This window comes from Pseudomonas poae (genome assembly GCA_028869255.1).
GTDB lineage: Bacteria > Pseudomonadota > Gammaproteobacteria > Pseudomonadales > Pseudomonadaceae > Aquipseudomonas > Aquipseudomonas poae_C.
Window position 1 is genome coordinate 1,344,985 of sequence record CP110972.1, and the last position, 26,482, is coordinate 1,371,466.

A 26,482-nucleotide genomic window follows, 5' to 3' on the forward strand; every position below is an offset into this window, starting at 1 on the left:
CTGTCTCCCGACCCGCGTCGCCTACAAGCACCGAGGTATGAAATGACTTTGAACAGCCGTCTCGAAGCACTGTTCCCAAGCGCTGACGACATTCCCGCCCAGTACCGCCCAGGCCCAGCGATCGAACAGCGAGAGTATCTCGTCAACGGTGAGCTGCGATTGTGGGAAGGTCCAGTGGCGGCCGTGCGCAGCCCTGTGTGCCTGAAAAAGAATCAGGCCATGCGTCCGTCATTCTGGGCAGTACGCCGTTGCTGGATGCGCAGGCCGCCATGACCGCATTGGACGCCGCGGTGCAGGCTTATGACCGGGGCCAGGGTGCCTGGCCGACCCTGCGCGTGGTCGAGCGCATTCGCCACGTCGAGGCTTTCCTCAAGCGCATGCGTGAACAACGCGAAGCTGTCGTGAAGCTGTTGATGTGGGAGATCGGCAAGAATCTCAAGGACTCCGAGAAAGAGTTCGACCGCACTTGCGACTACATCGTCGACACCATCAATGCCCTGAAGGAACTGGATCGTCGATCCAGCCGTTTCGAGTTGGAACAGGACACCCTGGGGCAGATCCGTCGCGTGCCGCTGGGGGTGACGCTGTGCATGGGGCCTTACAACTACCCACTTAACGAAACGTTCACCACATTGATTCCAGCCTTGATCATGGGCAATACCGTGGTGTTCAAACCCGCCAAGTTTGGCGTGCTGCTGATCCGACCTTTGCTTGAAGCGTTCCGTGACAGCTTTCCGGCTGGCGTCATTAACATTATCTACGGTAGCGGACGAGAGACTGTCAGCGCGTTAATGGCCAGTGGCAAGATCGACGTCTTCGCATTCATTGGCACCAACAAGGCCGCCAGCGATCTGAAAAAACTGCATCCCAAGCCACATCGCTTGCGGGCTGCACTCGGCCTGGATGCCAAGAATCCGGGCATCGTCCTGCCGGATGTTGATCTGGATAACGCTGTATCCGAAACCGTTACCGGTTCCCTGTCGTTCAACGGGCAACGTTGCACGGCACTGAAAATCCTCTTCGTTCATGAGAGTGTAGTTGACGCTTTTCTGGATAAGTTTCAATCCAGGCTTGCCCAGTTGAAACCCGGCATGCCCTGGGAAGCCGGAGTGGCTTTGACGCCATTGCCGGAGCCCGGCAAGACTGAGTTTCTCACTGGCCTTGTGGCCGACGCCGTCAGCAAAGGCGCCAGGGTGGTCAATGCCGGAGGTGGTGAAGTCTGCGAGACATTCTTCTACCCGGCGTTGCTTTACCCGGTGACCGCCGAGATGCGGGTGTATCACGAAGAGCAGTTCGGACCGGTCGTGCCGGTGGTGGTCTACCGTGACCTGGAAACGGTCATCGACTACGTCCTCGACTCGGACTTCGGCCAGCAAATGAGTATTTTCGGCAACGACCCCGCACAAGTGGGGCGACTGGTGGATGCGTTCGCCAATCAGGTGGGGCGGATCAACATCAACGCGCAATGCCAGCGTGGGCCGGACAGCTTTCCTTTCAATGGTCGTAAAAACTCTGCCGAAGGCACCTTGTCAGTCCATGATGCGTTGCGGGTCTTTTCCATCCGGACGTTGGTGGCCACCAAGTTCCAGGAGAGCAACAAAGAGTTGGTCAGCGACATCATTCGTCGGCGTGAGTCGAGTTTCCTGACCACCGATTACATCTTCTAGGGGGCATGATGACTACGCGCTCCTTGATTATTCTCGACGGTGTCGGCATTCGACAGGCAACGGAGTCGAATGCTTTTGCAGCGGCCAGAAAGCCCACATTCGATGCACTTCTTCAGCGCTTTGCCAACAACCAGATCGAAACGTCTGGCCTGGCGGTTGGATTGCCTGAAGGTCAGATGGGGAACTCCGAAGTTGGGCATATGAGCCTCGGAGCAGGCCGGGTGGTTTACCAGAGCCTGACTCGAATCGATAAGGCCCTGGCGGATGGAGAGTTTGCCCGTAACCCGGCCTTGCTGGAACTGCTCCAGAGGTTAAAGGCCCGCGATGGCGCTGTGCATGTCATGGGGCTTCTTTCTCCTGGCGGCGTTCATAGTCACATCGATCAGATTGTCGCGGCCTGCCGGTGTCTTGCCGAACAAGGCATCGAACGAATCTACGTGCATGGCTTCCTGGATGGCCGGGACACGCCACCTAAAAGCGCGCAGGCATCGCTTGATGCCCTGGAGCATGAGTTCGCTCGTTTGGGCGCAGGTCGGATTGTCTCGTTGGTCGGTCGTTACTATGCGATGGATCGCGATAACCGTTGGCCGAGGGTCGAAGCTGCTTACCGTCTGATTGTCTCAGCGGACGCTGAGCATCATGCAGCGACTGTTTCCGAGGCGTTGTCAGCGGCCTACGAACGTGGAGAATCGGATGAGTTCGTCAAGCCGACAACGATTGGGCAGCCTGTGCGCGTTGGACCCGATGACGCACTGATCTTCATGAACTTCCGTCCCGATCGTGTTCGAGAGTTGAGCGAGGCATTGATCCAACCTGACTTCGACGCATTTGAGCGACCTCTTGTTGTGCCCAAAGATCGATTGCTGACATTGACCCGCTATTCCGAAGAGCTGGATTGCCCCTGTGCATTCGCTCCTGAGACGATCAATAACAGCTTGGGCGAATACCTGGCGATTCTTGGCAAGCGACAACTGCGCATTGCCGAAACCGAGAAATACGCCCACGTCACGTTCTTCTTCAACGGTGGGAGAGAGCAACCTTTCCCAGGTGAGGAGCGGATCCTGATTCCGTCACCTGATGTCGCTTCCTATGATCTCCAGCCAGAGATGAGTGCGCCGCTGCTGACGGATCACCTGGTACGCGCCATCGACGGCGGCACGTTCGATTTGATCGTCTGCAACTACGCCAATGGCGATATGGTGGGACACACCGGTTCTTTTGATGCCGCGGTGAAGGCCGTTGAGGTACTTGATGACTGCTTGCGCCGTGTCGTGGAAGCGACGCTGGCTGCGGGCGGCGAATGCCTGATTACCGCCGATCATGGCAATGTCGAGCAGATGCTTGATGTTGAATCGGGTCAGGCACACACCGCTCACACCTTGAATCCCGTTCCCCTGATTCTGGTCAGTGAACAACTCGGTCGTGCGGGGCTCAAGAACGGCCGGCTGTGTGATATCGCGCCAACCTTGTTGCAGATGCTGAGTTTGCCTGTTCCGTCGGAGATGGATGGCAAGTCGCTGCTTACCGTCTGATTGGCCAGCAGGCGCCATCAGTGCATCGCCAATCTGATGATGGGATTGGTCCCCTGTTGTCGAGGCGATGCGGCTTACCACGACTCGCTCACTTTGAGCATGCGGCATCGCCAAACCGGGCGATGCCTTTTTTTCTGAACAAACGAGAGTTTTGACGTTATGGAATGGTTTCTCAATCCGGAGATCTGGATCGCGTTTTTTACCCTGACAGTGCTCGAAATAGTGTTGGGTATCGACAACATCATCATGATTTCCATTTTGGTCAGCCGTATGCCAAAACCCATGCAGTCAAGAACACGTTTTTTTGGCCTGGCCCTCGCCATGGTTACGCGCATTCTCTTGCTGCTGTCCATCACGTGGATAATGCGTCTGACTGCTGATCTGTTTCATGTCTGGGATCAAGGGATTTCCGGTCGCGACCTGATTCTTTTCTTCGGTGGACTGTTTCTGTTGTGGAAGAGCAGCAGCGAGATCTTTCAGGAGTTGGAAGGCGGGGAGGAGGGGGATCTGAGTTCGGTAAAAAAGGCGCCGGTTTTCTGAGCACCATTATCCAGATCGCGATTATCGATATCGTTTTTTCCCTGGACTCGGTCATCACGGCTGTTGGAATGGTTTCTCACGTACCGGTGATGATCGCGGCCATCATGGTCGCTGTCGTGATCATGATGCTTGCTGCGGGCGCAATCAGTGCATTTATCGATAGGCATCCAAGCTTGAAGATGCTTGCCTTGGCATTCCTGATTGTCGTGGGTATGGTACTGATTGCCGATGCCTTGGGTTTTCATGTACCCAAAGGCTACGTCTATTTTGCGATGGGTTTTTCACTGCTGGTGGAGACGTTGAACATTCGTGTGCGGGCCGGTCAGAAAAAAGGCCCAAGCATTGAGGGTGTGGGCGAGCAATGCATGGGAAGTAGAGGGCAGTGAAGGCTGACTGATTGCACGCGTAGGAATTCAAGCACTTACCAAGGTGGTCGGATTCGCATGGCAATCAGGTCGGACGTGTGACAGGCCCCGATACAATCGCCTTCTTGCAGTGGGTCGTATTAAATCGCGTAGCCCGAAGCGCCTCTGCTTGGCCCTTGATACCCGTCAAAAACAAGTCCAGAATTAAGTCTTTTCCTGCTCCGGCAAGAAAAGAAACCCCTTAGATTTCAATGAGTCGGACACCAGATACGAGTCTCGTTTCCCTCTCCAAATTCACAGAAACGCCACTCACTGACCGGCGTTTCTGTTTGTGCGTAATTTGTGGATCGCGTCGAAGCTAGCTCAAGATCTCTACTTTCGTTCCCCGCGTTTCCTCCGGAAGCTGCCTCTAAATCGGTTCTTCAGAACCATAAGTGCAGGCACGAGACCCTACGAAGAATTAGCCGCTGGTCGAAAAGCTAGACCCATCCAGGGTGTGGGCTGGCGCTATTTGTCAAACTACAGAAACGACAAAGCCCTGAATGATCAGGGCTTTGTCGTATAAAGATGGCGGAGGCGATGACCTTCTATTTTGTCTCAAATCCCTACAAACCATCCTGGTCAATCATGATCTCAGTGATCTTCTCGCTCAGCAGGCTCCAGGCTGCTTTTTTCTCTTCGGCATAATCATGATGTAAGTAGTGCCGGCGGACCCGAGAACCTGCGAGCACATGGTTCTGGCACCGATCTATCACGTCAAGGCTTATGCCCCAGGCTTGCATCATGGTTGCTCCTGTTCGTCTCAAGTCATGGGGTGTCCATTCCCCATTCGCACCACCGGACAGCACCAGGGTGTCATCATGTCGGCGACGGGAAAGTGGTTTGCGATTTTTGAAGCGTGATTGGCGGTCTCCCACCTGTTTGCTGACGACCTTGAGATCGACATGACCATCATGATGCTTTGCGGGGAAGCACCATTGAGAGTGTCCCGTAAGCAACCGAAGCTTGCTGAAATAGTTGGTCACAAACGCAGATAGGAACACGTGGTGGTCCTGCTTCTTTCCACGGCTGCCTTTGACGTTTGCCACGGGAATAAACCAGACGCCATTTTCCAGGTCTACGTTTTTCCATTCGGCTTGAAGAAGTTCACCGATCCGGCATAGCGTTCCCAAACAGATCCAAAGCGCAAGTTGGGACTCTGGTTTGAGTGGGCGAATCCCATCGTACTTTTCGCCGGCAGGTAGTGCTGCGTAGTCCGCAGTCATTTTTTCAAAGCGGTGGTGTAGTTCTTGAAGTTCGCTAGAGGAGAGGATCCGAGTTCGCTCCTCCTGGTAGTCACTGGGTACCAGTTTGTTGATTTCGACCAAGTCTGCTGGGTTTCCGTCAATCAGCAGCGTTCGCCATGGCTGGCGTTTTTTAGCCCATCCAAACATCTGAACGATATCCGAAAAAAGACTGATGGCTTGACGAGTAGCGCCGCGAGCCATTACAGACCGCACCAGGTTCCGCAGGTCATGCTCACTGATTGAACTGATGACTGTTGAGCCAAGGGCGGGGTAAAGATCTTTCGCGAACTTTCTCCGTAGCTCGGCATTACCATCCTTGCGTGCCACACCATCGCGAAGCCATTCTTCCGCCAGGTCCAGGAGCGTTAGCTCCTTAGACTTTTGCCGATCGGCCTCCGCGAGTTGAGCAGCCAGTTCCGCTTTTTGTCTGACCTTCCCGGCGCGCTTGTTTTCATTAGGATTGATCCCTTTAGCTACAAGGTCTCGCGCTTCGTTGCGCTCCTTGCGGATTTCGGTCAACGACTTGTTTGGCCAGGTACCGCAGGAAAAGCGGGTGTAAATACCTTCCCAACGAAATTGGAAGTAAAAGGGGATGGCGACACCTTTTTTGCGGAGTGAGACCCTGCCTGAGAGGCTGCCTTCGTCGCGTATAACGGTGCCGACATCTTGCTCAGTGAGTGCTTCTAGTTCTTTGGCGGTGAGCTTGGCCATAATCAACCTTCTGAGAAATTTACTCCCACATTTACTCCCACGTATCCGTCAGCTAAGGGTAGGTCAGGATAGCGGTTGTTGGAAGAGTTAATCGCTGAAAGGTCCTATTTTACTGAGTCTTAGAATTCTATAGAGGTGTTGTGCGAACTAGGGATGTCTAGTGATTAACTGAATGGGGTGCTAGGGGTCGAGTGTTCGAATCACTCCGTCCCGACCATATTTTTCAATGTCTCAGCCCAATCTGAAAAGATTGGGCTTTTTTCATGCCTGCAGAAAACCGTCTGCTCGACCTCTAGCACGCTACCCAAGCATCGCCTCAACCTGCGCGAGGCTTACGTGCGGGACGATTTCGTCGGGAAGCCGTGAAGTGTCGGATAAGTTGTAAACCCGGAACTCATCGCCCATGACTTTCTCTGACATCAGCTTGAACGAAGGCAGTATCCGCGTGTGGTAGTGCTGATCGAGCCCGCAGGGGGAGTGGTTGGAGGCTGAGGTTTCGTAAAACCTCCCCACATTTTCTTGCAGGTCAACGCCGACCAGAAAGACCTTGGAAAAGCCGACATGGAAGGCCAGTTGGACCGCCAGATAAGCCACGGTGCGGGCGTCGAAAAAGCCCTCGCTCATGTTTTTACTGAAGCCAACCGGGCGCTCCCCAATGGATCGCAGGGAATGATTGGCGACCAGCGCGCTATGCCGGCCGAGCACAGAGTCGATCCAGGAGGGTCTTTTGGCCTTGGACAGCGTGTATAGCTCGCCGCTTGGACGAACAGGCGCTGAGCGCGCATGGTCTTCCCACAGTGCGACTCTTTGGCTGATGGCCATGGCGTGTTTGAATAATTCGGGCTGTTGCTCGGAAAAGCTTTTGTCGGTGCAGGCGTAAAAAAACGGTTTTATGTCGGTGTTCAGGAACATCGAAATCGCGCCATTCATGGTGATCATAGGCACGTGGGCGAATTTTTCGAGTGGAAACGCTCTGGCCGACACCCCTGAAGCAATAATGAAAACCGCGCCGGTTTGAGTATCTCGGCAGTCATCAAAATCGTGCGTGGTCAGCGCACGCCAAGGGCTGGGGTTTAAGGCATATGGAGGCCGCGTGCTGTTGCCAGCACGCTCGGTATCGGCGAAGGACATATGTTTCATCTGGCTCATCCGTGCAGTCAGTGTCAGGTGCGTATATCAGCTGACCAGATTTTTCCTACAGGGTTTCCTCATGAAAAAATAGATAAGTACGCCGGCAGCCCTGGGCCCGTATCAAAACGTCTGCCCAAAGGAAAACTGGAATACCTGCTTGTCCGCATTCTCGGGCGTACGAATCGGGTACGCCAGGTTGACACTCAGCGGCCCCATTGGGCTGTACCACGTCACGCCCACCCCCACGGAACTGGCCATCTGGCCCAGGTCCACACTGCCGCAGCCTTGGGTGGTGCTGAGGTAGCATTTGTCCGAGTACACCGACCCCACATCCCAGAACACCGAGGTTCGTACGGATTTGTTGTCTTTGATGAACGGCACCGGGAACAAATATTCCGCGCCTCCGGTGATCAGGATATTGCCCCCCAGCGCTTCCGTGTCCCGGTCCGAGTAGTACGCCTGCCCGGCACTCGCATAAGCACCGGTGGCGGGTGTGTTGCGCGGGCCGAGGGTGCCGCTCTCAAAGCCGCGCACGGTGCCTTCGCCGCCCGCCGTATAGGTTTCGTAGAACGGCAGCCCGTCCGTCGAGCCATAGCCGCCGCCGTAGCCGAGTTTGGTATGAAAGCGCAGGGTCGTGCTGTTGGTGACGGGCACGTAGGTCTGCCCGGTGTAATCGATTTTGTAGAAGCTCAGATCGCTGCCGGGCACCGTGACCATCAGGTTGAGGTTTTGCGAGTACCCGCGAGTGGCCAATATGCCTTTGTTCAACGTCGATTCGGACCAGCCAAGGTTGGCCTTGAAGTTGGTGAACTCCTTACCTTCGCGCTCGACAAAATCGTAGATCTCGTCGGCGCTGTAGGTACCGGGTTCGATACTGTCGTGTTGTGCCGTAAGGCCGACACTCAGGCGCGAGGTTTCGTTGATCGGGTAGCCGAGGGTTGCGCCCAGGCCGAAACTGTTGATGGCGTAATAGGAAACCCCATCATCGTAGTACTTGTTGTAGTCGGTCTTGCTGTAGAACGCGTTGTAACCCAGGCTCACCCCGTCGGCGGTGAAGTAGGGGTCGGTAAAACCAATATTGTATTTACTTTGGTACGACGAACGGGTCAGCCCCAGGCTGGCGTAGTTGCCGGTGCCGAGGAAGTTGTTCTGGGAAATCGACCCACCCAGAATCAGGCCCGCGCTCTGCGCAAAACCGACGCTGGCGGTGATCGACCCGGACGCCTGTTCTTCCACGGCATAGTTCACATCCAGCTGGTCATCCACGCCGGCCACTGCCGGTGTCTCCACGTTGACCTCCTTGAAGAACCCCAGGCGTTCCAGGCGCACCTTGGATTGGTCGATCAGGTAGGTCGACGCCCAGCCGCCCTCCATCTGGCGCATCTCACGACGCAGCACCTGGTCGTCAGTCTTGGTGTTGCCACGGAAGTTGATGCGATTGACGTAAGCCCGTTTGCCCGGGTCGACGGAGAATGTGACGTCCACCGTGTGGTCTTCATCGTGAGCCTGTGGCACGCCGTTGACGTTGGCGAACGTATAGCCGTCGTTGCCCAGGCGGCGGGTAATCAGTTCCGAGGTGGTGGTCATCAGCTTGCGCGAAAACACCTGGCCCTTTTGCACCAGTAATAATGACTGGACCTGGTCTTGCGGGACTTTCAGCTCACCGCTCAGTTTCACCTCGCGCACCGTGTATTTCTGGCCCTCGTGGATGTTCACGGTGATGTAGACGTGTTTCTTGTCCGGCGTCATCGAGACCTGGGTCGAGGTGATATCCATGTTGATATACCCGCGATCCAGGTAGTACGAGCGCAGACGTTCAAGGTCGCCGGAGAGCTTCTCCCGTGCGTATTTATCGTCGTTCTTGAAAAACGACAGCCAGTTGCTGGTTTTGAGGGTGAACTGATCGATCAATGCCTCGTCCGGGAATACGCTGTTGCCCACCACGTTGATGTGCTGGATCGACGCCACTTCGCCCTCATCGATCTTGACCTTCAAGGCCACGCGGTTGCGCGGCTCGGTCACAACTTGCGCGTCGACGGATGCCGAGTAGCGGCCCTGGGCCACGTACTGGCGTTGCAGCTCGTTGCGTATGCCTTCCAGGGTGGCACGCTGGAAAATCTCGCCCTCGGCAAGCCCGGATTGCTTCATGCCTTTCATCAGGTCATCGGTTGAGATCGCTTTGTTGCCTTCCAACTCGATACTGGCAACCGAGGGGCGCTCGACTACATTGATAATCAGCACGTCGCCTTCGCGGCTCAACTGGATGTCCTGAAAGTAACCGGTCTTGAACAGCGCACGAGTGGAATCCACCAGGCGCCGGTCGTCCGCTTCGTCGCCCACGTTCAACGGCAGTGCGCCGAACACGCTGCCCGCAGAGACCCGTTGCAGGCCGTTGATTCGAATATCCGAGATTTTGAAACCTTGGGCGAGTGCCAGTGAGGCATTGAGCAGCAGCGCAACCGAGCAGAGCAGGCGCGAAAAATTCATCAAGATCTTTTCCAGAACACATCGACAAGCAGCGCCGGCGCGGCCGGACGGGTGAACACCCAGCATAAGAGCGCGTGGCGTTTGGTGCGGTTAACCGAATGTCAAGTTAGGTAAAGGTTGGCCCGAAATCACGCTGTGAAGCTGATAATGCGCACCCCTCCACAGACGAGCCCGTGATGATCTCTGTATTGCTAGTCGACGACGACCAGGAACTGACTGGAATGCTTAGCCAATACCTGGCGTGCGAAGGCTTCGAGGCCACGGCCGTGCACACGGGCGAGGAGGGCGAGGTGGAGGCGCTTTCGGGGCGCTACAGCATTGTGGTGCTGGACGTCATGCTGCCCCAGCGCTCGGGCATCGAGGTGCTCAGGCGTATTCGCGCCGTCAGCCAGGTGCCGGTGGTACTGCTGACGGCGCGTGGCGACAACATCGACCGCATCACCGGCCTGGAGCTAGGCGCCGATGACTATGTGCCCAAGCCCAGTTCCCCGGGTGAGTTGGTGGCCCGCCTGCGCGCCATCATGCGCAGGGTGCAGCCGGTGGGCCAGCCGACCAACGAGGTGATCAAGACCGGCGCGCTGGTGTTATGGCCGGGCAAGCGCCAGGCCCTGTGGAACGGTGCCGAGCTGGGCCTGACCAGCACTGAGTTCAGCTTGCTTGAAGAACTCGCCCGCAGTGCCGGGCAGGTGGTGAGCAAGAAGGCCCTGTCGCTGAATGCCCTGGGCTGCCCGTTGACGCGCTACGACCGGCGTATCGACGTGCATATCAGCAGCATCCGGCAAAAACTCGGGCCGCGGCCCGACGCCAAGGCGTGGATCCAGAGCGTGCGCGGCCTCGGCTATTTGTTGATTGCCGAATGATCAAACCCAGCTTGCTGTTCTGGAAGTTGTTCCTGGCCTTCTGGCTGGCGACCACCCTGACATTTCTGGTGGGGGTCGGCGTGCTTGAGCTGGGGCGTTTTAGGCCGAATGACCCGCATGTGGAAGCCATGCTGGCGGCCGAAGAAAAGCTGTTGCAACAGTTCGGTGTCGAAGCGGCCGGCCAACTGCTGACCGTTTGGGAGCACCCACCGGATCAGGCCATCGGCGTCTATGACAGCACCGGTAAATTGCTGGTGGGCGCGCCCGTGACAGAGCCGGCCTATGAGCAATCGGTGATCAGCAAGGAGGGGCTGGCGCTGTCGATCAGGTCCACCCACGCCCCCGGTAAAGATCCCGGCAAGCCCTGGCACCAGATCCCACTGATCATTGGCACGCTGATGAGCGCGCTGTTCAGCGGTTACATGGCGTACTACCTGGCCTGGCCGCTGGCTTACCTGCGACGTGCGATGAGCGACGCGGCCCAGGGTCGCTTCGAAACCCGGGTCAAGCCCGCCATGGGCAAGCGCCGCGATGAAATCGTCGACCTGGCCGAAGACTGCGACCGCATGGCCAACCAGTTGAAGGTGCTGGTAGAAGCCCAGCAGCACTTGTTGCACGACATCTCCCACGAACTGCGCTCGCCGCTGACGCGCATGCAGGCAGCCATCGGCCTGTTGCGCCAGGACGTGGAGCGCCTGGGAATGCTCGAACGCATCGAGCGCGAAGCCGAACGCATGGACACGCTGATCGAGGCGCTGCTGACCCTGGCACGCCTGCAAGGCCGGCCCGAAAGCATCGAGCGCGAGCCCTTGGATATCATCGAATTGCTGGTGATGATTGTTGAAGACGCGCAGTTCGAAGCCGGGATTAAAGGCTGCCGCGTGCAGCTGGACGCCTGCCCGCCGTTTATTGCCTGCGTCAGTGGCGAGTTGATGTACCGCTGCTTCGAGAATGTGATCCGCAATGCCGTGCGCTATACCCGCCCGGGCACCACGGTGCAGGTCTCGGCGCAGGTCAATGCTGAGGCCACCCGCCTGAACGTACGGATCACCGACCACGGGCCGGGCGTCGAAAATGGCCGACTGCAAAGCATCTTCCATCCCTTCGAGCGGGGCGTGGGCGATGCCAGCGTGGGCTTTGGCCTGGGGCTGGCCATTGCCGCAAGGGCGGTGCAGATGCACGGCGGCAGCATCCAGGCATGCAATGAGCCGGGTGGTGGGCTGACGGTGCAGATCAACCTGCACAATGCGCGATCTTTACACGACATTACATTGGCTTGACCGCCCTGTACGTCGCGCCTCATTAGACTCCTCGCCATGATTGAGAGGAGGTGGCGATGTTTCAGGTGCATAAAAAAGGCTTTGTGTCCGGCCGCAAAATGGTCGACGGCCTGGTTCCGTACGACTTCTTTTGCGAAGACACCCCGGCGATCAATCTGTTTGTGTTTACCGGCGCTGCCACACCGGGCGCGACGGTTGCAGAGCAGACCTTGTGGGGCTTCACCCGGCTGGAGCGGTTCGAGGCGATGACCCGTGCACTGGTGGGCAACAAGCAGCACGCGGGCTGGTTTCAAAGCGTCAATGTGCTGACCGGGCCCAACCAGAACGGCACACAAAGCGTGAAATTCCAGCGGGTGCTGAAAATCATCAAACACGCCAGCGAAGCCCGCAAGGCCGACTACGAGATTCTGACCGACGAAGGCGATACCTACTTCACTCGGCAGACCGTCGCGGCCAACAGTGCGCAGACCGTCATCTACTCGGCCGAATGCGCGGCCATATAAGCCAGGGTCATCCGGCTCAGGGCGCGAATCCCCACCGCGAGGCTCGGGTCATCCACCTGGAAGCCCGGTGAGTGGGTGGGCCACACGGTCTTGCCCTCGAGCGCCGGTGGCGTCACGCCCATGCGCATGAAGAGGCCGGGGATCTGGCGGGCATATTCGGCAAAGTCATCGGCGCCATAGGTGCCGTTGTCGATCCGTACCGGTGTGGTCGATACCTGTTGCAGCACGGGCATCAACGCGTCCACCAGCGCGGTATTGTTGTAGCCGGCGCGGTAGTTGCCGGGCAGGTAGTCCACCTTGGCGGAGGCCCCGGAGGCTTCGGCGATGTTCTCGGCGGTGCGGGTCATGCGCTGCAAAACATCCTCGCGCTGTTCATCGCTGACAGTACGAATCGAGCCTTCCAGCCGCACTTCGGCGGGGATGATGTTGTGGCGGTCGCCAGCCTCGATGCGGCCCACCGAAATCACCGGCGCCGGCAACAGGCTGAGGTTCGACTGGCGGCTGGGGATGGTTTGCCAGGCCAGGATCACCTGGGCCGCCACCGGCACCGGATCGATGCCGGTCCAGGGGAAGGCGGCATGGGTCTGACGCCCGATAATATGGGCGACGAAGGTATCGGCCGCCGCCGTGGTGCGTTGTCGGCTGAGGGTGAAGGTGCCCGCCGTACCCGCCGTCACGTGGATACCGAAGATCACCGCCGGCGCCGGATTTTGCAGCGCGTCTTGCTTGATCATCAATTGCGCGCCGCCTTGCTCGCCCAGCGGCGGGCCTTCCTCGGCCGGCTGGAAAATCAGTTTGAGCGTGCCGGGCAACTGATCGCGATGCGCCGCCAGCACCTCGGCAACGCCCAGCGCCATGGCCATATGCGCATCGTGGCCGCACGCATGCATCACGCCCACCTCCTGGCCACGGCTGCGAAAGTCACCGCCTTCATCTTTGCTGCGCACCGTCGAGGCGTAGGGCAGGCCGGTCTGTTCGGTCAGCGGCAGCGCGTCCAGTTCGGCGCGTATGGCTACCACCGGGCCGGGTTTGCCGCCGCGTAAAATGCCGATCACGCCGGTGTGGGCGATACCGGTCTGCACCTCCAGCCCCAGTTCACGCAGGCGCTGGGCGATGCGTTGGCTGGTGTGGAACTCGCGATTGCCCAATTCCGGCTGCTGGTGAATGGCATGGCGCAGCTCGATCACACCGGGCAGCGCCTGGTTGATCTGCCGATCCAGGTCGTCCCAGGGCTCGGCGGCCGACAGCGCCCCCGACAACATCAGCAGCGAAAAACCGGCAGTTCTCACACGTAACATACGCCGCCTCCCGGCTCAGTAAGTGAACGCAATCGGCGGCGCTTTGGCGTTCAGCAGGTAGTCGCCGATGGCCTTGTACTTGTAAGACAGGGCGTCATGGGTGGTGTGGGTGCGCGCATTGCGCCAGTGCCGGTCAAAGTTGTAGCGCGACTGGGTGGTAGCGGCGCCGCCGACTTCATACAGGCGCTCGCACACATGCAGGGCGGCGCGGGTCGAGGCAATCTTGGCTTCGGCCACCGCAATCGACGAACGCACCAGAATCGCCTCCAGCTCCTCTGCCTGCGCCAACCCCTGCAACTGGGTGCGGGCGGCGAGGTCGACTGCCCCGGCGGCTTTCTCCACCAGCGCCTCGGCCCCGTGGATGCGCGCGGCCAGATCGCCGAGGGTGTGCAGGATGTACGGGTCGTTGCGCGCATTATCCACACCGCTTTCACGCACCGGCCGCGTGCCGGTGCGAGCCCACTCCACCGCATCCTCCAGGGCGGCCAGGCCGATGCCGATATCGATGGCGCAATGGATCAGTTGCGCGCTGGCCCCCACATAGTTGCGGCGCTGGTACCACTGCGCCAGCGGGATCACCTGCTCCTGGCGCACCGGCACATTCTCCAGCAGGGTCGTGCCACTGGCAGTCACGCGCTGGCCCATGCCATCCCAGTCGTCGAGCAGGGTGATACCTGTGGTGTCGGCGGGCAGCATCACGTACACCGCGTTACCGTCCGCGTCCACCGCCTGGATTTTCAGCAGGTCGGCAAACAGGCAGCCGGTGCTGTAGAACTTGCTGCCATTGAGCACCAGTTGCTCACCGCGCCGCTCCAGGCGTGTATGGATTTCACCGCGAAAGGTGCCGCTGCGTTCGGCAATCGCGCCAGATGACAACTGGCGCTCGGCAAAGGCACCGAGGTATTCGCGTTGTTGCTCGGCGCTGGCAATCAGACGCAGGTGCTCGACCGTGGCGAAGTGCGGAAACAACGCCTGCGCCACACTCGGGTCGGCCTTGGCCAGGCTGATGAAAATCTGCGCCACCTGCAGCTGGCTGATATCGCCGCCGCCATATTCCGCCGGCACCCGGGCGGCACCCAGGCCCGATTCGCGGATCAGGTCGAGCTGGGCGTAGGGCAGGATTCTGCCGGCGTCACGGTCGGCGGCGCCGGGTTGGATCTGGGCGGCCAGTTGGTGGGCGAGGGCAAGGTAATCGGTCATGGAAAAGTCCATCAAAGAAGGTCAGGAAGCATCGCGCAAGGCGCTGCGTGGCACGCCGAACAACAGGATCAAGGTGCCGCCGGCCACCAGGGCCGCCACGATATAGAGCGCCAGGCTGATACTGCCGGTGGAAGTCTTGATCGCGCCGATCATGATCGGCGTGAGCAGGCTGCTGATCTGCCCGCAGCAATTGACCAGCGCCAAGCCTGCGGCCTTGGCTTGGTCCGACAGGTAGTACGTGGGGATGGTCCAGAAAATCGCCGTGGCTACCAGGTAACCGCTGGTCATCAGGGTCAGTACGGCAATCGCCGAGTACGGGCTGAACAGGAAATTGGGCAGGATCAGCATCGCCACGGCCGCCGTAAGGCCGCCCACTGCGAAGTGCCAGCGCCGCTCCTGCTGCACATCCGAATGGCGGCAGGCCCACAGCATCAGGCACACCCCGACTACATAGGGCAGGGCCGACAACAACCCCAGTTGCCCGAGGTTGCTGATGCCCGAATCGCGGATGATCGACGGGGCCCAGATATTGGTGACATTGCCGGTGCACATGATGGTCAGGCAGTAGGCCAGGGTGATAAACCACACTTTGCGGTCTTTCAGCGCCTCGACAAACCGCGAGTGCCCACCGGGCTTGCGCGCCTGCCGCTCATGGGCCAGGGCCTGTTCGATGGCGCGTTTTTCATCCGCGCTCAGCCACTTGGCCGAGGCCGGTTTGTCGTCCAGCCAATACCAGGCGAACAACCCGGCGAGCACCGGCGGAATGCCGGTGATCACGAACAGCCATTGCCAGCCGGTAAACCCGCCGACCCCGGCGAAGTGCCCCATGATCGCAGTCGACAGCGGCCCGCCGATAATCCCGCATACCGCAATCGCCATGATAAAGCGCGAGGTGATCCGCGCCCGGTGGCTGGCCGGAAACCAGTAGGTGAGGTACAGAATCACCCCCGGAAAGAACCCGGCCTCGGCCGCGCCCAGCAACACCCGCAGTACATAGAACTGCGCCGGGGTCTGGGCAAACGCGGTGGCGATGGTCACCAGGCCCCACAGCACCATGATGCGCATCATGGTTTTTTTTGCGCCGATCTTTTCCAGCAGCAGGTTGCTCGGGATCTCGAACAGCAGGTAGCCGATGGAGAACACCCCGACAATGATGCCGAACGTGGCATCGCTGATGTTCAGGTCGGTCTTGAACTGTAAGTGCGCGAAGCTGATGTTGACGCGGTCCAGCCAATTGAGCACGAAGCACAGAAACAGGAACGGCATGATTCGCCACGCCAGTTTGCGGTACAGGCGCTGGTCGAAGGTCGCCTGCGGGCGTTCGAAGTTGGTCATCACCAGCTCACGTCGACTTTGGCGAAGTAGTAGGCGCCTTCCAGGCCATAGGGCGAGTACCAGCTGTAGGTCGGGTTATCGGTGGGGAAGAAATAGAAGCGCTTGGCCTCGTCATTGAGCTGTTGCGGGCGGCGGTCGAAGATGTTTTCGCCACCCACGGTGACTTTCACCGCATCGCTCAGCCAATAGCCCACGCTTAAGTCGGTGATGAACGCCGGGCGGATCACCTCGTCGCGGCTGGCGGAAATCTGGTTGCGCCCGGTGACCTTGGAGTAACGGGTTTCCTTGAGGTTTACCTCGAAATCCCCCAGTTGCCAGGCGGCGTTCAACGAGGTGGTGTTTTTCGGGTAGGCCGAGGTCAGGTTGCCCTGGCGGTCACGGCCGACCGCGCTCACACCGGTGCCAGCGAGGGCGGCGGGCTCTTTGATTTTCTCGATGGTTTGCAGGCTCTGGTTGCTGAGCAGGGTCCATTTGGTCTTGCCGTAGCGGCCCAGGTCGTAGCGGTAGTCCGCCACCAGGTCGATGCCACGGGTGCGGGTGTCGGCCAGGTTGCCGAAGTAGGAGACGATCTGGTTGGGGTTCAGCCCCTGCGCCGCGAGCACGTTGGACACGGCGGTGCCCTGCAGGTTACTGGTCTGCAGGATGCGGTCCTTGATGTCGATCTGGTACATGTCGACGGTGATGTCGAGGTTCTCGGTGGGCGTGGCGACAAACCCAAGGCTGTAGTTCATCGAGCGCTCAGGCTTGAGTTCCTTGGCGCCCAGCGCCTGGCCGGCGGCGTCGTTGACCGTGACGTAACGCGTGGTGGCCTGTTCCAGTTGGCCGGTGATCGGGCTGGTGCGCCAGGCGGTCAGCGACGACGAATAGAACTGCTGTTGCAGGGACGGCGCACGGAAGCCGTTGCTCACGGTGCCGCGCACGGCGAACTGCGGGGTAAAGGCATAGCGTGTGGAGAACTTGCCGCTGCCGGTGTCGCCAAAGTCGCTGTAGTGCTCGAAGCGCCCGGCCAGGCTCACGTCCCATTGGTCGGTGAGGCTCTGGCTGAAGTCGACATAGCCTGCGGTGTTGGTGCGTGAATAGTTGTGCGCATCCGCCGGGGTGAAGCCCACCAGCCCGGGCGCGCCGGGGTTGGGGCGTTGGCCGGCGAGTGGGCTGCCGGCGGGGAACACGTAGCCGCCATCGGCATAGGACGCGTATTCGCCGGCCTGGATCTCGAACCCATCGCGGCGAAATTCCAGGCCGGTCGACACGTTCAGCGGCTTGGCAAACAGCCCGGTATCGAACGCACGGGTCAGGTCCAGGTTATTGGTCCACTGGCTGGCGATCAGGTTGCCGCCGTCCATGTTTTGCGGGCTGTTCGGCCCCAGGGACGGGTTCAGCGAGCGCTCGTTGCGGGTGTTGGCATTGTTGTAGCCGTAGCTGGTGCTCAGGTCCCAATGCCAGCCGAGCAGGTCATCGTTGCGCACGCCGAATACGCTTTGGAAGTCATCCTCTTCCACCACAAACCGTGGCGAGAAACCGTCCGGGTACACCGAGACAATATTCTGCGGCGAGTTGGCGGTACGGTAGGTGCCCCAGCTGGTGGAGTTGCGGTGGCTGAGGGTGGAGAACGAGTACAGGGTGTACTCCGCGTTCAGCGGCAGCTCGGCGTTGTAGCCGAAGTTGTAGGTTTGCGAGCGCGGCTGGCCGAGCTGCTGGCGGTAACGGCTTTCGCTGGTTTCGCGTGGGTCAGGCTGGCCGTTCTGGCGAAAGTAAATGCTCGTGCGATCCGGCACCGCGCCCGCCACGTTGGAGCTTTCCTGAATGCCGATATCAGCGCTGAGGCTGAAGAAACCCTCATTTGGCAGCTCGAAGCCCTGGTTGATCTGCCCTTGGCCACGTGCGCCGAAATTGCCCTTGCCGCCCACACGGTTGGCGTACTGCCCATACAAGGCACTGGCGCTGCCGCCGGAAGGGTTGCGCTTGAGGATGATATTGATCACCCCGGCAATTGCGTCCGAACCGTATTGCGCCGCCGCGCCGTCGCGCAGCACTTCTACATGGTCCACGGCGGCGATGGGGATCAGATCGAGGTCGGCAGGCGACTGCCCGCTGGAGGTGGCGGCGGTCTGCACAAAGATCAGCGACGTGTTGTGACGACGCTTGCCGTTGACCAGCACCAGCACATGGTTGCCGCCCAGGCCGCGCAAAGTCGCGGACTTGACCGACAAGCCGGTGCCGCCGGTAAAGCCGGCGGCGTTGGTGTAGGACGGCACGCTGGCGGCCAGGGCGTCGCGCAGGTTCTGTTTGCCGGAGCGGGCGAGGTCGTCGGCGCTGATCACATCGATCGGCGCCAGGCTCTTGGCCACGGTGCGGCCACTGTCGCGGGCACCGGTGACCACCACGGTCTGCAAGGCGGTGTCGCCGGCCGCCGAAGGCCGTGACGGGGTTTCTTCTGCCAGGGCCGCCTGCTGGGCGCACAGCCCGAGGATGCCGACGGTCAGCAGGCTGAGCCTGGGACGAAAGCGAGTGTAAGGGCGAGACATGGTGAGGCTCCAATGTTTAGGTGCCGCTTTCCATTCCTGATGGTGGGAGTTCCTGACAGTACTGGGGAGGCTTATGTGTTGGCTGTTTCTAGTTATGGGTTGAGGTCAACGCCCCAGCATCACGTCCTGGCGGGCCTGGTCGACCAGTGCCATCTGCCGTAGGAGACGGGCCTTGCGTTCGGCCAGCAGCAAGGTCTTGGTCCACGCCACGGCCTTGGCCGAATGGCTGGCCAGGCGTGCGGCCAGTTCCAGCGCACTGGCGTAGGGGTCGTCCACCACCTGGTTGACCAGGCCGATGGCCAGCGCTTCACGGGCGTCGAATTGACGGGCGCTGAGCATGATGTCCAGGGCCGCCGCCTCGCCGATCAGGCTGGGCAGGGTGATTGCACTGAAGCCGGACAACATGCCGTGCTGCACTTCGGGGAAGTGAAAGCGCGTGTCGTGCCGCGCAATACGGAAATCGCAGTGAATCGCCAGGCTGATCCCCAGGCCCAGGGTGTGCCCGTGCAAGGCGGCAATCACCGGTTTGCTCAGGTCGTTGCCGACGCCGGGCAGGGCGCGGGCGAGTACGTCGCTGCTGACGGTTTCGCCGGTGGCCTGGATTTCCTTGAGGTCGGAACCGGCGCAAAACGCCCGCTCACCGGCACCGCGCAGCACGATGGCGCGCACGCCGGTGTCCTGCTGGGCGCGTTGCCAAACCTCGGCCAACTCGTGCTTGGCCTGGCTGTCCAGGGCGTTCAGGCGTTCCTGGCGGTTGAGGGTAACCACCAGAATTCCTTCGCCAATAGTGTGGTACTCGACTGTCATGGTGGGGTTTTCATCAGGAGTGGAAGAAAGACGCGATTGCCCCTTGAGGTCAGCGTCAAAGTGAGGAAAACTTAAAGGATGTGCACAATGCAAACAAGATGTTTGTTATATGAACATATTCTTATCGGGTCATAAACGGTTATAAAAAATGAAAGCCATAGTTCTAAAAGCCTTCGGCGGGCCGGAGCAACTGCAGGTCGAGGAGGTGCCCACCCCGCAGGTTGGCGCGGCTGAAGTGCTGGTTAAAGTCGAGGCGGCCGGGGTTTGCCATCACGACCTGCTGCACCGCGCCGGGCACTTGCCGGGGGCGCACACCGGCGTGGTGCTCGGCCATGAAGTGGCGGGTGAAGTGGTTGAGGTCGGCGCCGAGGTGCAGCAACTGGCGGTCGGTGCGCGGGTGGTGGTCTATCAGCGGCGTTTTTGCGGCCAGTGCCGTGACTGCCTGCGCGGGCGCCAGGACCTGTGCCGCGCCTTGGGCCTGCCATCGGTGGATACCGAGGGTGCCTATGCCCAATACCTGCGTGTGCCGGCGATTTCCGCCATCGAACTGCCCGACGGGCTAGGCTATGTCGAGGCCGCTTTGGCGTCGTGCCCGATTGGTACCAGCGTGCGTGCACTGCTCGGCGAGGCGGCGCTCAAACCCGGCGAAAGCGTGTTGATCAACGGTGCCAGCGGTGGCCTGGGGGCTCATCAGATTCAATTGGCCAAAGCCTTCGGAGCGCGGGTGATCGCCGTGACAGGCAGCGCCGACAAACGCGATTTTCTCCATCGACTGGGCGCCGACGAGGTGATCGTCAGTGCCGGCAGCTACAGCGCCGAGGTGTGGAAACTCACCGGCAAGCGCGGCGTGGACGTGGCCATGGAAAACCTCGGCAGCACCCTCGAAGACACCCTGCGCAGCATGGCCCTCGGCGGGCGCGTGGTGGTGCTGGGCAACGTCGCACCGGCCAGCGTGCCGATCAACCCCGGCCTGCTGATTGGCCGACGCCTGCGGGTGCAGGGTTCGGGCAGTGCGACGCTGGAGGAAGTGCGCCTGGCGCTGGCGTTGATCAGGGGCGGGCAGGTCAAGCCGTTGATCGACCGCGTGCTGGCGTTTCATCAGGTGGCCGAGGCCCATGCGCTGCTGGAATCGCGCCAGGTCAGCGGGCGCATTGTGTTGAGTGGGTGGTAAGCATGGATATCAGTACGCTGCTCAGCCAGGCCGCCTGCAAATGGCCGGACCAGATCGCACTGCACGAACCGGCCAGTGCGCGCACCTTGACCTTTGCCGAGCTGGATCGCGCCCTCAGCGGCGTCGGCCAGGCCCTGGACCACTTGCAGATCGCGCCCGGCGCGCGGGTCGCGCTGCTGGCCGACGCAAGCCTCGACTACCTGCTGGCCGACTACGGCTGCATGGCCACCGGGCGTGTGCGCGTGCCGCTGGACCCGGCGCTGGCGCCTGACGAGTTGCTTGCGCAGTTGCAGGATGCAGGCGCCGCCTTGCTGCTGTTTTCCGAGCAGTACGCCGCCGTGGCGCAAGGCTTGTGCATCCGCAGCCTGGCGCTGCACTCCCTCACTGCGATCAACCCCGTCGACAACGCCTCACGCCCGGCGCAACCGCCGCAGTCACTCGCCTCGCTGAACTACACCGGCGGCACCACCGGCACCCCCAAGGCGGTGATGCATCGCCACGCCAGCCTGTGCGCGGTGTTGCAGAACATCGTGATGGGCCGTGGCGCTGCGGTGGGCGATGTGCTGCTCAATGTGCGGCCACTGTGGCCGATTGCGGCGGTGGCGGTGCTCGGCCATCTGCTCAGTGGCGGCCAGGTGGTGCTGGCGGGGCGTTTCGACGCCAAGGCATTTTTGGCCCAGCTGGTTGAGTACCGCGTGGCGTTCAGCTCCCTGGTGCCCACGCAACTGCTGCGCCTGCTGCGCGAAACCGGCAGCGCGCCCGCCGATCTGCCGGCGTTCAAAAGCCTGGATGTGGGCGCTGCCGCGTTGACCGGCGAAGTGCTGGAAGGCTCGTGCAGCCTGTTCAGTGAACGCATCGGCGTGCTCTACGGCATGACCGAGGCGCCCTGGAGTTGCTACCTCTCGCCCGCGCAAATGGCGGCGGTGCGTGCGGCCGGCGACAGTGGCGAAGGTGTGGTCGGCCGACCGTTGTTCAGCGCCGCGATCCGCATCGATCAACCGGACGCAAACGGCGTCGGCGAAATTCTGCTCGGCGGCCCGCAATTGATGAGCGGCTATTGGCAGCTTGAAGCACTCAGCGCCCAGACGCTGGACAACGGCTGGCTGCGCAGCGGCGATCTCGGCCGCATCGGCCCGGACGGGCAGCTAGGGGTGCTGGGGCGTTGCAAGGACATCATTCGCAGCGGCGGCAAGTCGGTACAGCCCGGTGAAGTCGAGCAGAACCTGTTGAGCCACCCCGGCGTGCAGGACGCTCACGTGTTCGGGCTGGCGGATCTGGAGTGGGGTGAACAGGTGTGCGCCGCCGTGGTGCTGGACGGTTCGCAGCCGCTCTCGGCGCAGCAGTTGATGGACCACTGCCGCGCCGGGTTGTCACGCTACAAGGTGCCGCGCCGCGTCTACTTTATCGACGAACTGCCGCGCTCGCATTACGGCAAGGTGCAGAAAAACCGCCTGTTCGCCGCGCTCAACCTGCAACCCTAAAGGTTGCCCAGTTGCGCCGCGATGCCCTCACAGGCGCGGCGCACATGGCTGGCCAGGGACGAGCCGGGGTGGGTTTCGTCTTCCATTTCCAGGCCGGCGACCACCACCGCACCAATCGCTTGCCCGGCTTCCAAACGAATCGGAAACGCCACCGACGACAGGCCCGGCTTGAACTCACCATGGCCGAAGGCAAAGTCCTGCTGGTTGCGAATCTGCTCCAGCGCCGGCAGGGCTTTGGCGTAGCGCGCTGCACCGAGGATCGCCTGCGCGGCCGCCTCGCTGTAGGTGGCGAGCACCGCACGCCCGCTGGGGCTGCCGTCGATGGGGAATTGGTCGGCAAGGTCGACAATCACATTGAGCGGCGTGGTCGGTGTCCACATGCGCTCGATCAACACCACCTGGTCGCCCACCGGCACCGACAACGACACAATCGCCTGGCGTTCGCCGATCACCCGTTGCAACTCGATGGCGTAGGGCAGGGCGATCTTGCGCAGGTTCAGCCGGTTCAGGTACGCCGCCGAATAGATCAGGCACTCCGGGCCGATGCGGTAGGTGCCGCCCTGGGACTCGATCAGGCTCCAGTGGGTCAGGGTTTTGAGCAGGCGGTGGATGGTGGTGCGGTCGATACCGGTCAGTCGCGCAAGGTCCAGCGCGCTGGCGCCGTGCTTGAGCCCCGAGAGGGTGCGCAACAGCACGATTGAGCGGTCGATTACCTGAACGCGCCCGCCGGCATTTTCCTTGTTGCTGGCAGGCAGGGGAGGTGTCGAAGAAATATCCATGGTGGCAGCGGCTTCCGAAATCATTTTGTTCGGCAAGCGCGGATCGCAGGCTTGGCCGGTGGCCAAGGTTAGCCGCGATCCGTTGCTGGGTGAAGCCTTGATTTACGTGTCGAAGAACACCAGTGCGCGCAATTCGATACTGCGGCGCGGCGGCGCGTCCTCTGGCGTCGTCGGGTCATCAAAGGCGGTGTGGGCACTGCGCCGGGCCACGTCCTGGCGCGAATCATGGATCTTCAGCAGCAAGGCTTCATCGGGCTGTAACTGCGGGTAGTAATACCAGCGGTGGGCCGGGTTGGCCTTGACCGAAAACGTCTCGCCGACCTTGTCGCGGTACACCAGATCGCTCGGCAGCAGGTCGCTCTCGGCCAGGCTGCGCGCATCGCACAGCGCCAGCGGTGTGCTCAGCACGGGCGCGCCGATGGGCCGCCACACGTTGATGATCGCAAAGCGCTTGAGCAGGCGCTGTTCGGCTTCCTCTGCCGGCAGGTGGTCGCGGACGCGGCGGATGGCCGAGCGCTCGGTCTGGTCGTTGTGCACGTAGCGCACCGGTTCGCGCAGGCCACGCGCTTCCCGGCCGGGGTCATCGACGCGGATCGTGTGGTCGAAGATCACCACCTTCACCGCGCCGGTCTGCTGTTTGAGCAGGGCTTCGGTTTCCGGGTAGTAGTGCTGGCGCACCTGCTCGTCATCCTCCAGGTTAGCCACCGCGCTGGCGTGCTCGACCTTCTCGAAGCCCTCGCGCTGCAGGCTCGCCGGTGCATCCAGCAACCGCGCATTGTGGATGGTCACCTGGGTCGGGTCGAATACGCCGCTGCGTTGGGCCGCGCCATCGGGTGGCGGGTAGGTGTAGTTCACCGGGCGCTCGCCGGTGTCTTGCAGGTAATTGAGTACGCCGAGCACGGAGGCGGGCGCGAGTTGCGATTGATGGGTGCCCATCACCACCTCCCGGTGTCAGAACGGTTCCTTGAAGGGTCGCAAGTCCAGCTCCTGGGTCCAGGCGCTGCGCGGTTGGGTGTGCAGGTACCAATAGGCGTCGGCGATGTCTTCAAGCCGCAATGCGCCGTCTTCGCCCAGCTTGGCCAGGTACTCGGGTGCACGGCTTTTCACGCGCTCGCCGTCGATGGAACCGTCGATGACCACATGCGCGACATGCACATTCTGTGGGCCGAATTCCCGCGCAAACGACTGGCTTACCGAGCGCAGCCCGGCCTTGCCTGCTGCAAAGGCGGTGTACGGCGGCTTGCCGCGCAGTGACGCGGTGGCGCCGGTAAACAACAGGCTGCCGCCGCCATTGGCGAGCAAGGCGCGGGTGGCTTCGCGGGCGAATAAAAAGCCCCCCAATGTCGAGGCGCGCCAGGTTTGCTCGAACAGCTCGGCGCTCAACTCAAGCGACGGCTTGGACACCGAATTGCCCACATTGAAGATCGCCGCCTTGAGTGTGCCGAGCTGATTGACCTGGGCGATGGCGGCGAGCACGTCGGCTTCGAGGCCCGAGTCGGCCACGATTGCATTGGCTTTGCCGCCGTTCGCTTCTATATCCGCCACCACCGCCTGCAACTTGTCCAGGCTCCTGCCGCTGACCGCCACGCGGTAGTCCTCGCGGGCAAAGCGCCGCGCCAAGGCGGCACCCAGCCCGGCGACCGCGCCGACCCCGGCAATCCACACCACTGATTCCGCCATGCGCCACATCCTCCAATGGGTTACGTGGCTACCAATCTACCCATGGCCGGGCGCGAAGAATAAGAACATCGACAGCTAAGGTTATGCCCACCGCTTGTTACTTGTGCCCACTGTTGGGGCGATTTCTGCGCTGTTTGGTAGCAGGTTCTTGCGCACGGCTTGCACGGCGCCCGCCTGCGTTTTTCAGCTATTCATGCCGAATCAAACACTTGGCGGATTACCTGGCCAGTTGGCACGCATTCTGCTTTTTTGCATTCGTGGATAATTGGATACAAAAATTCAAAAGGTGCTGCCGATGCAATTTGCTCCCGCTTACGTTGACCGCCAGCCCCTGACCGCCGAGGAGGAGGCCTACAACTTCTTGCTGGAGGCCATTTGTGGCGGCCGCTACCGCAAGGGCGACCGGCTGATTGCCGAAGACATCGCCAGCGAAATCGGCATGAGCCGCATGCCGGTGCGCGAGGCGTTTCGCCGCCTGGATGCGCAGGGCCTGGTGACCCTGCGGCCCAATCGCGGTGCGATCGTCAGCGGCCTGGACATCGATGAACTGCACGAGGTCTTCGAAATGCGCAGCGCCCTGGAGGGCCTGGCGGTGCGGGTTGCCGTAGGCCGCATCGGCGAGCGCCAGCTGGCGGCCCTGGAGCGCCTGCTGGATGAGATGGACGACTACCGCGACGAAAGTGCCGAGTGGGTCCGCCGCCACCGCGCCTTCCATGAATACCTGTGCAGCCTCAGCGGCCGCCCGCGCCTGATGAAGCAGATTTCGGCGCTGTACTCGCTGGTGGAAGCGCCCATGCGCCTGTGGTTGCAGCACGGCGACAAACCCCTCAGCGCACGCCAGGAACACGCGGTAATCCTCGATGCAATACGCGCCGGTGATGCGGCCCGCGCCGAAGCCGTGGTGCGCGAACACATCGAAGGCACGGTGCCGGCGCTGATCCAGTTCCTGCAAACCGAAAAATAATAAAGCTGTCGTGTTTTGACGTTGAGTCCTGCCCCGTTATTCAACGAACTGGAGTGTCTGGTCATGCATAAACGTCGTGCCTTGCTGGTGGCTGTCGCCCTCGGCCTCTGTACTCAATGGGCGGTTGCCGCGCCGCAGGTGCCGGAGCGCCTGCGCAACGTCGACAAACTCGTGTATTGCTCGGGGATGGATTCTCCGCCGCTGGTGTCCTTCGACCCAACCCAGAAACCCCGCGGGCTCACGGTTGACCTGGGCCTGGAAATCGCCAAGCGCCTGGGCGACAAACAGGTGCAATGGCGGGTGATTCCGTTCTCCGGGCTGGTGCCGGCGTTGCTCGCCCAGCAGTGCGACATGATCGTCGACCAACTGTTCGACAAGCCCGAGCGGCGCCAGGTGATCGACATCGTCAACTACCTGTATTCCAGCCAGTCGGTGGTGGTGCCCAAGGGCAACCCCAAGGGCATCAAGGCGCTGGATGACCTGTCCGGGCACAAGGTCGCGGTGCTCAACGGCTCCACCATCAAGAGCCTGCTCGATACCCAGAACGAGGGCCTGATCAAGGCCGGCAAGCCGCCGATGAAACTGGTGGTCTACAACACCGACACCGACGCCTTCCAGGCCCTGCGCATCAGCCAGGTCGACGCCTACGGCACCACCGTGGAAACCGCTGGTTACTACGCGGCGATGGCCCCGGATCTGTTCCAGGAAGGTGTGCCGGCGTTCAGCCGCATCCTCACCGGGCTGGGCATGCGCAAGGACGACCCGCAACTGAGCGCCGCCGTGCAGCAGGTAATCAGCGACATGCGCAGCGATGGCAGCTACCTGCAATTGCTGAACAAATGGCACGTGGGCAGCGACACACTCGACTGAGGCAAACCGG

At 61.0% G+C, this 26,482-nt stretch carries 19 protein-coding genes and 2 pseudogenes; 10 read left to right on the forward strand and 11 right to left on the reverse strand.

What is annotated here, in order from left to right; translation table 11 throughout:
- Positions 1 to 42 precede the first annotated feature (42 nt).
- From LRS56_06380 to LRS56_06390, 3 genes and pseudogenes are all read left to right on the forward strand, one after another.
- Positions 43 to 1,667: pseudogene (locus tag LRS56_06380) on the forward strand (NADP-dependent glyceraldehyde-3-phosphate dehydrogenase).
- 8 nt (positions 1,668 to 1,675) lie between these two features.
- The gene (gpmI, locus tag LRS56_06385; protein ID WDU64127.1) at positions 1,676 to 3,199 is read left to right on the forward strand and encodes a 2,3-bisphosphoglycerate-independent phosphoglycerate mutase; all 1,524 of its coding nucleotides are present in this window, start codon (positions 1,676 to 1,678) and stop codon (positions 3,197 to 3,199) included.
- Positions 3,200 to 3,358: 159 nt separating this feature from the next.
- Positions 3,359 to 4,125: pseudogene (locus tag LRS56_06390) on the forward strand (TerC family protein).
- Between the two features lie 584 nt (positions 4,126 to 4,709).
- On the opposite strand, the gene LRS56_06395 reads toward LRS56_06390, so the two are convergent.
- The 3 genes from LRS56_06395 to bamA form a co-directional block, all read right to left on the reverse strand.
- Positions 4,710 to 6,101 (reverse strand): tyrosine-type recombinase/integrase, encoded by a 1,392-nt coding sequence (locus tag LRS56_06395; GenBank protein ID WDU64128.1) that lies wholly within the window; start codon positions 6,099 to 6,101, stop codon positions 4,710 to 4,712.
- Between the two features lie 300 nt (positions 6,102 to 6,401).
- Positions 6,402 to 7,250, reverse strand: a complete 849-nt coding sequence (locus LRS56_06400) for a lipopolysaccharide biosynthesis protein (GenBank protein WDU64129.1) — start codon at positions 7,248 to 7,250, stop codon at positions 6,402 to 6,404.
- Between the two features lie 102 nt (positions 7,251 to 7,352).
- Positions 7,353 to 9,719 (reverse strand): outer membrane protein assembly factor BamA, encoded by a 2,367-nt coding sequence (gene bamA, locus LRS56_06405; GenBank protein WDU64130.1) that lies wholly within the window; start codon positions 9,717 to 9,719, stop codon positions 7,353 to 7,355.
- Positions 9,720 to 9,895: 176 nt separating this feature from the next.
- On the opposite strand from bamA, the gene LRS56_06410 reads away from it, so the two are divergent.
- The 3 genes from LRS56_06410 to LRS56_06420 are packed head-to-tail and all read left to right on the forward strand — an operon-like array spanning position 9,896 to position 12,362.
- Positions 9,896 to 10,579 carry a response regulator transcription factor gene (locus LRS56_06410; GenBank protein ID WDU64131.1) on the forward strand — a complete coding sequence of 228 codons (684 nt, stop codon included), beginning with the start codon at positions 9,896 to 9,898 and terminating at the stop codon, positions 10,577 to 10,579.
- Positions 10,576 to 11,859, forward strand: a complete 1,284-nt coding sequence (locus LRS56_06415; protein ID WDU64132.1) for an ATP-binding protein — start codon at positions 10,576 to 10,578, stop codon at positions 11,857 to 11,859. The genes LRS56_06410 and LRS56_06415 overlap by 4 nt, the downstream gene beginning before the upstream one ends.
- A 56-nt stretch (positions 11,860 to 11,915) precedes the next feature.
- The gene (locus LRS56_06420) at positions 11,916 to 12,362 is read left to right on the forward strand and encodes a hypothetical protein (GenBank protein ID WDU64133.1); all 447 of its coding nucleotides are present in this window, start codon (positions 11,916 to 11,918) and stop codon (positions 12,360 to 12,362) included.
- Here the strand turns inward: LRS56_06420 and LRS56_06425 are convergent.
- From LRS56_06425 to LRS56_06445, 5 genes are all read right to left on the reverse strand, one after another.
- On the reverse strand, positions 12,335 to 13,660 hold the full coding sequence (locus tag LRS56_06425; GenBank protein ID WDU64134.1) for an amidohydrolase: 1,326 nt from the start codon (positions 13,658 to 13,660) through the stop codon (positions 12,335 to 12,337). The two genes, LRS56_06420 and LRS56_06425, sit on opposite strands and share 28 nt — an antisense overlap.
- A 15-nt stretch (positions 13,661 to 13,675) precedes the next feature.
- Positions 13,676 to 14,860 (reverse strand): acyl-CoA dehydrogenase family protein, encoded by a 1,185-nt coding sequence (locus LRS56_06430; protein WDU64135.1) that lies wholly within the window; start codon positions 14,858 to 14,860, stop codon positions 13,676 to 13,678.
- Positions 14,861 to 14,881: 21 nt separating this feature from the next.
- Positions 14,882 to 16,195, reverse strand: coding sequence for an MFS transporter (locus LRS56_06435; protein ID WDU64136.1), 1,314 nt, complete (start codon positions 16,193 to 16,195; stop codon positions 14,882 to 14,884).
- Positions 16,195 to 18,720, reverse strand: coding sequence for a TonB-dependent receptor (locus LRS56_06440; GenBank protein ID WDU64137.1), 2,526 nt, complete (start codon positions 18,718 to 18,720; stop codon positions 16,195 to 16,197). Before LRS56_06440 ends, LRS56_06435 begins: the two co-directional genes overlap by 1 nt.
- Before the next feature lie 105 nt (positions 18,721 to 18,825).
- Positions 18,826 to 19,527: an enoyl-CoA hydratase/isomerase family protein gene (locus LRS56_06445; GenBank protein WDU64138.1), complete on the reverse strand. Its 702-nt coding sequence runs from the start codon at positions 19,525 to 19,527 to the stop codon at positions 18,826 to 18,828.
- Between the two features lie 148 nt (positions 19,528 to 19,675).
- Here LRS56_06445 and LRS56_06450 point away from each other — a divergent pair, with 148 nt between their 5' ends.
- Positions 19,676 to 20,698, forward strand: a complete 1,023-nt coding sequence (locus LRS56_06450) for an alcohol dehydrogenase catalytic domain-containing protein (GenBank protein ID WDU64139.1) — start codon at positions 19,676 to 19,678, stop codon at positions 20,696 to 20,698.
- 2 nt (positions 20,699 to 20,700) lie between these two features.
- Positions 20,701 to 22,179, forward strand: a complete 1,479-nt coding sequence (locus LRS56_06455) for a class I adenylate-forming enzyme family protein (GenBank protein WDU64140.1) — start codon at positions 20,701 to 20,703, stop codon at positions 22,177 to 22,179.
- Here the strand turns inward: LRS56_06455 and LRS56_06460 are convergent.
- Genes LRS56_06460 through LRS56_06470 form a run of 3 tightly spaced genes read right to left on the reverse strand, consistent with a single transcriptional unit; the run spans position 22,176 to position 24,638 of the window.
- Positions 22,176 to 23,024: a helix-turn-helix domain-containing protein gene (locus LRS56_06460; GenBank protein ID WDU64141.1), complete on the reverse strand. Its 849-nt coding sequence runs from the start codon at positions 23,022 to 23,024 to the stop codon at positions 22,176 to 22,178. The genes LRS56_06455 and LRS56_06460 overlap by 4 nt on opposite strands.
- A gap of 36 nt (positions 23,025 to 23,060) precedes the next feature.
- Positions 23,061 to 23,894: a CmcJ/NvfI family oxidoreductase gene (locus LRS56_06465; protein WDU64142.1), complete on the reverse strand. Its 834-nt coding sequence runs from the start codon at positions 23,892 to 23,894 to the stop codon at positions 23,061 to 23,063.
- A 15-nt stretch (positions 23,895 to 23,909) separates the two neighbouring features.
- Positions 23,910 to 24,638 carry an SDR family NAD(P)-dependent oxidoreductase gene (locus LRS56_06470; protein ID WDU64143.1) on the reverse strand — a complete coding sequence of 243 codons (729 nt, stop codon included), beginning with the start codon at positions 24,636 to 24,638 and terminating at the stop codon, positions 23,910 to 23,912.
- A gap of 295 nt (positions 24,639 to 24,933) precedes the next feature.
- On the opposite strand from LRS56_06470, the gene LRS56_06475 reads away from it, so the two are divergent.
- Both LRS56_06475 and LRS56_06480 read left to right on the forward strand, forming a co-directional pair.
- On the forward strand, positions 24,934 to 25,602 hold the full coding sequence (locus LRS56_06475) for a GntR family transcriptional regulator (GenBank protein ID WDU64144.1): 669 nt from the start codon (positions 24,934 to 24,936) through the stop codon (positions 25,600 to 25,602).
- Positions 25,603 to 25,665: 63 nt separating this feature from the next.
- A complete protein-coding gene (locus LRS56_06480) occupies positions 25,666 to 26,472 on the forward strand; it encodes an ABC transporter substrate-binding protein (protein WDU64145.1) in 807 nt (268 codons plus the stop codon).
- Positions 26,473 to 26,482: the final 10 nt, after the last annotated feature.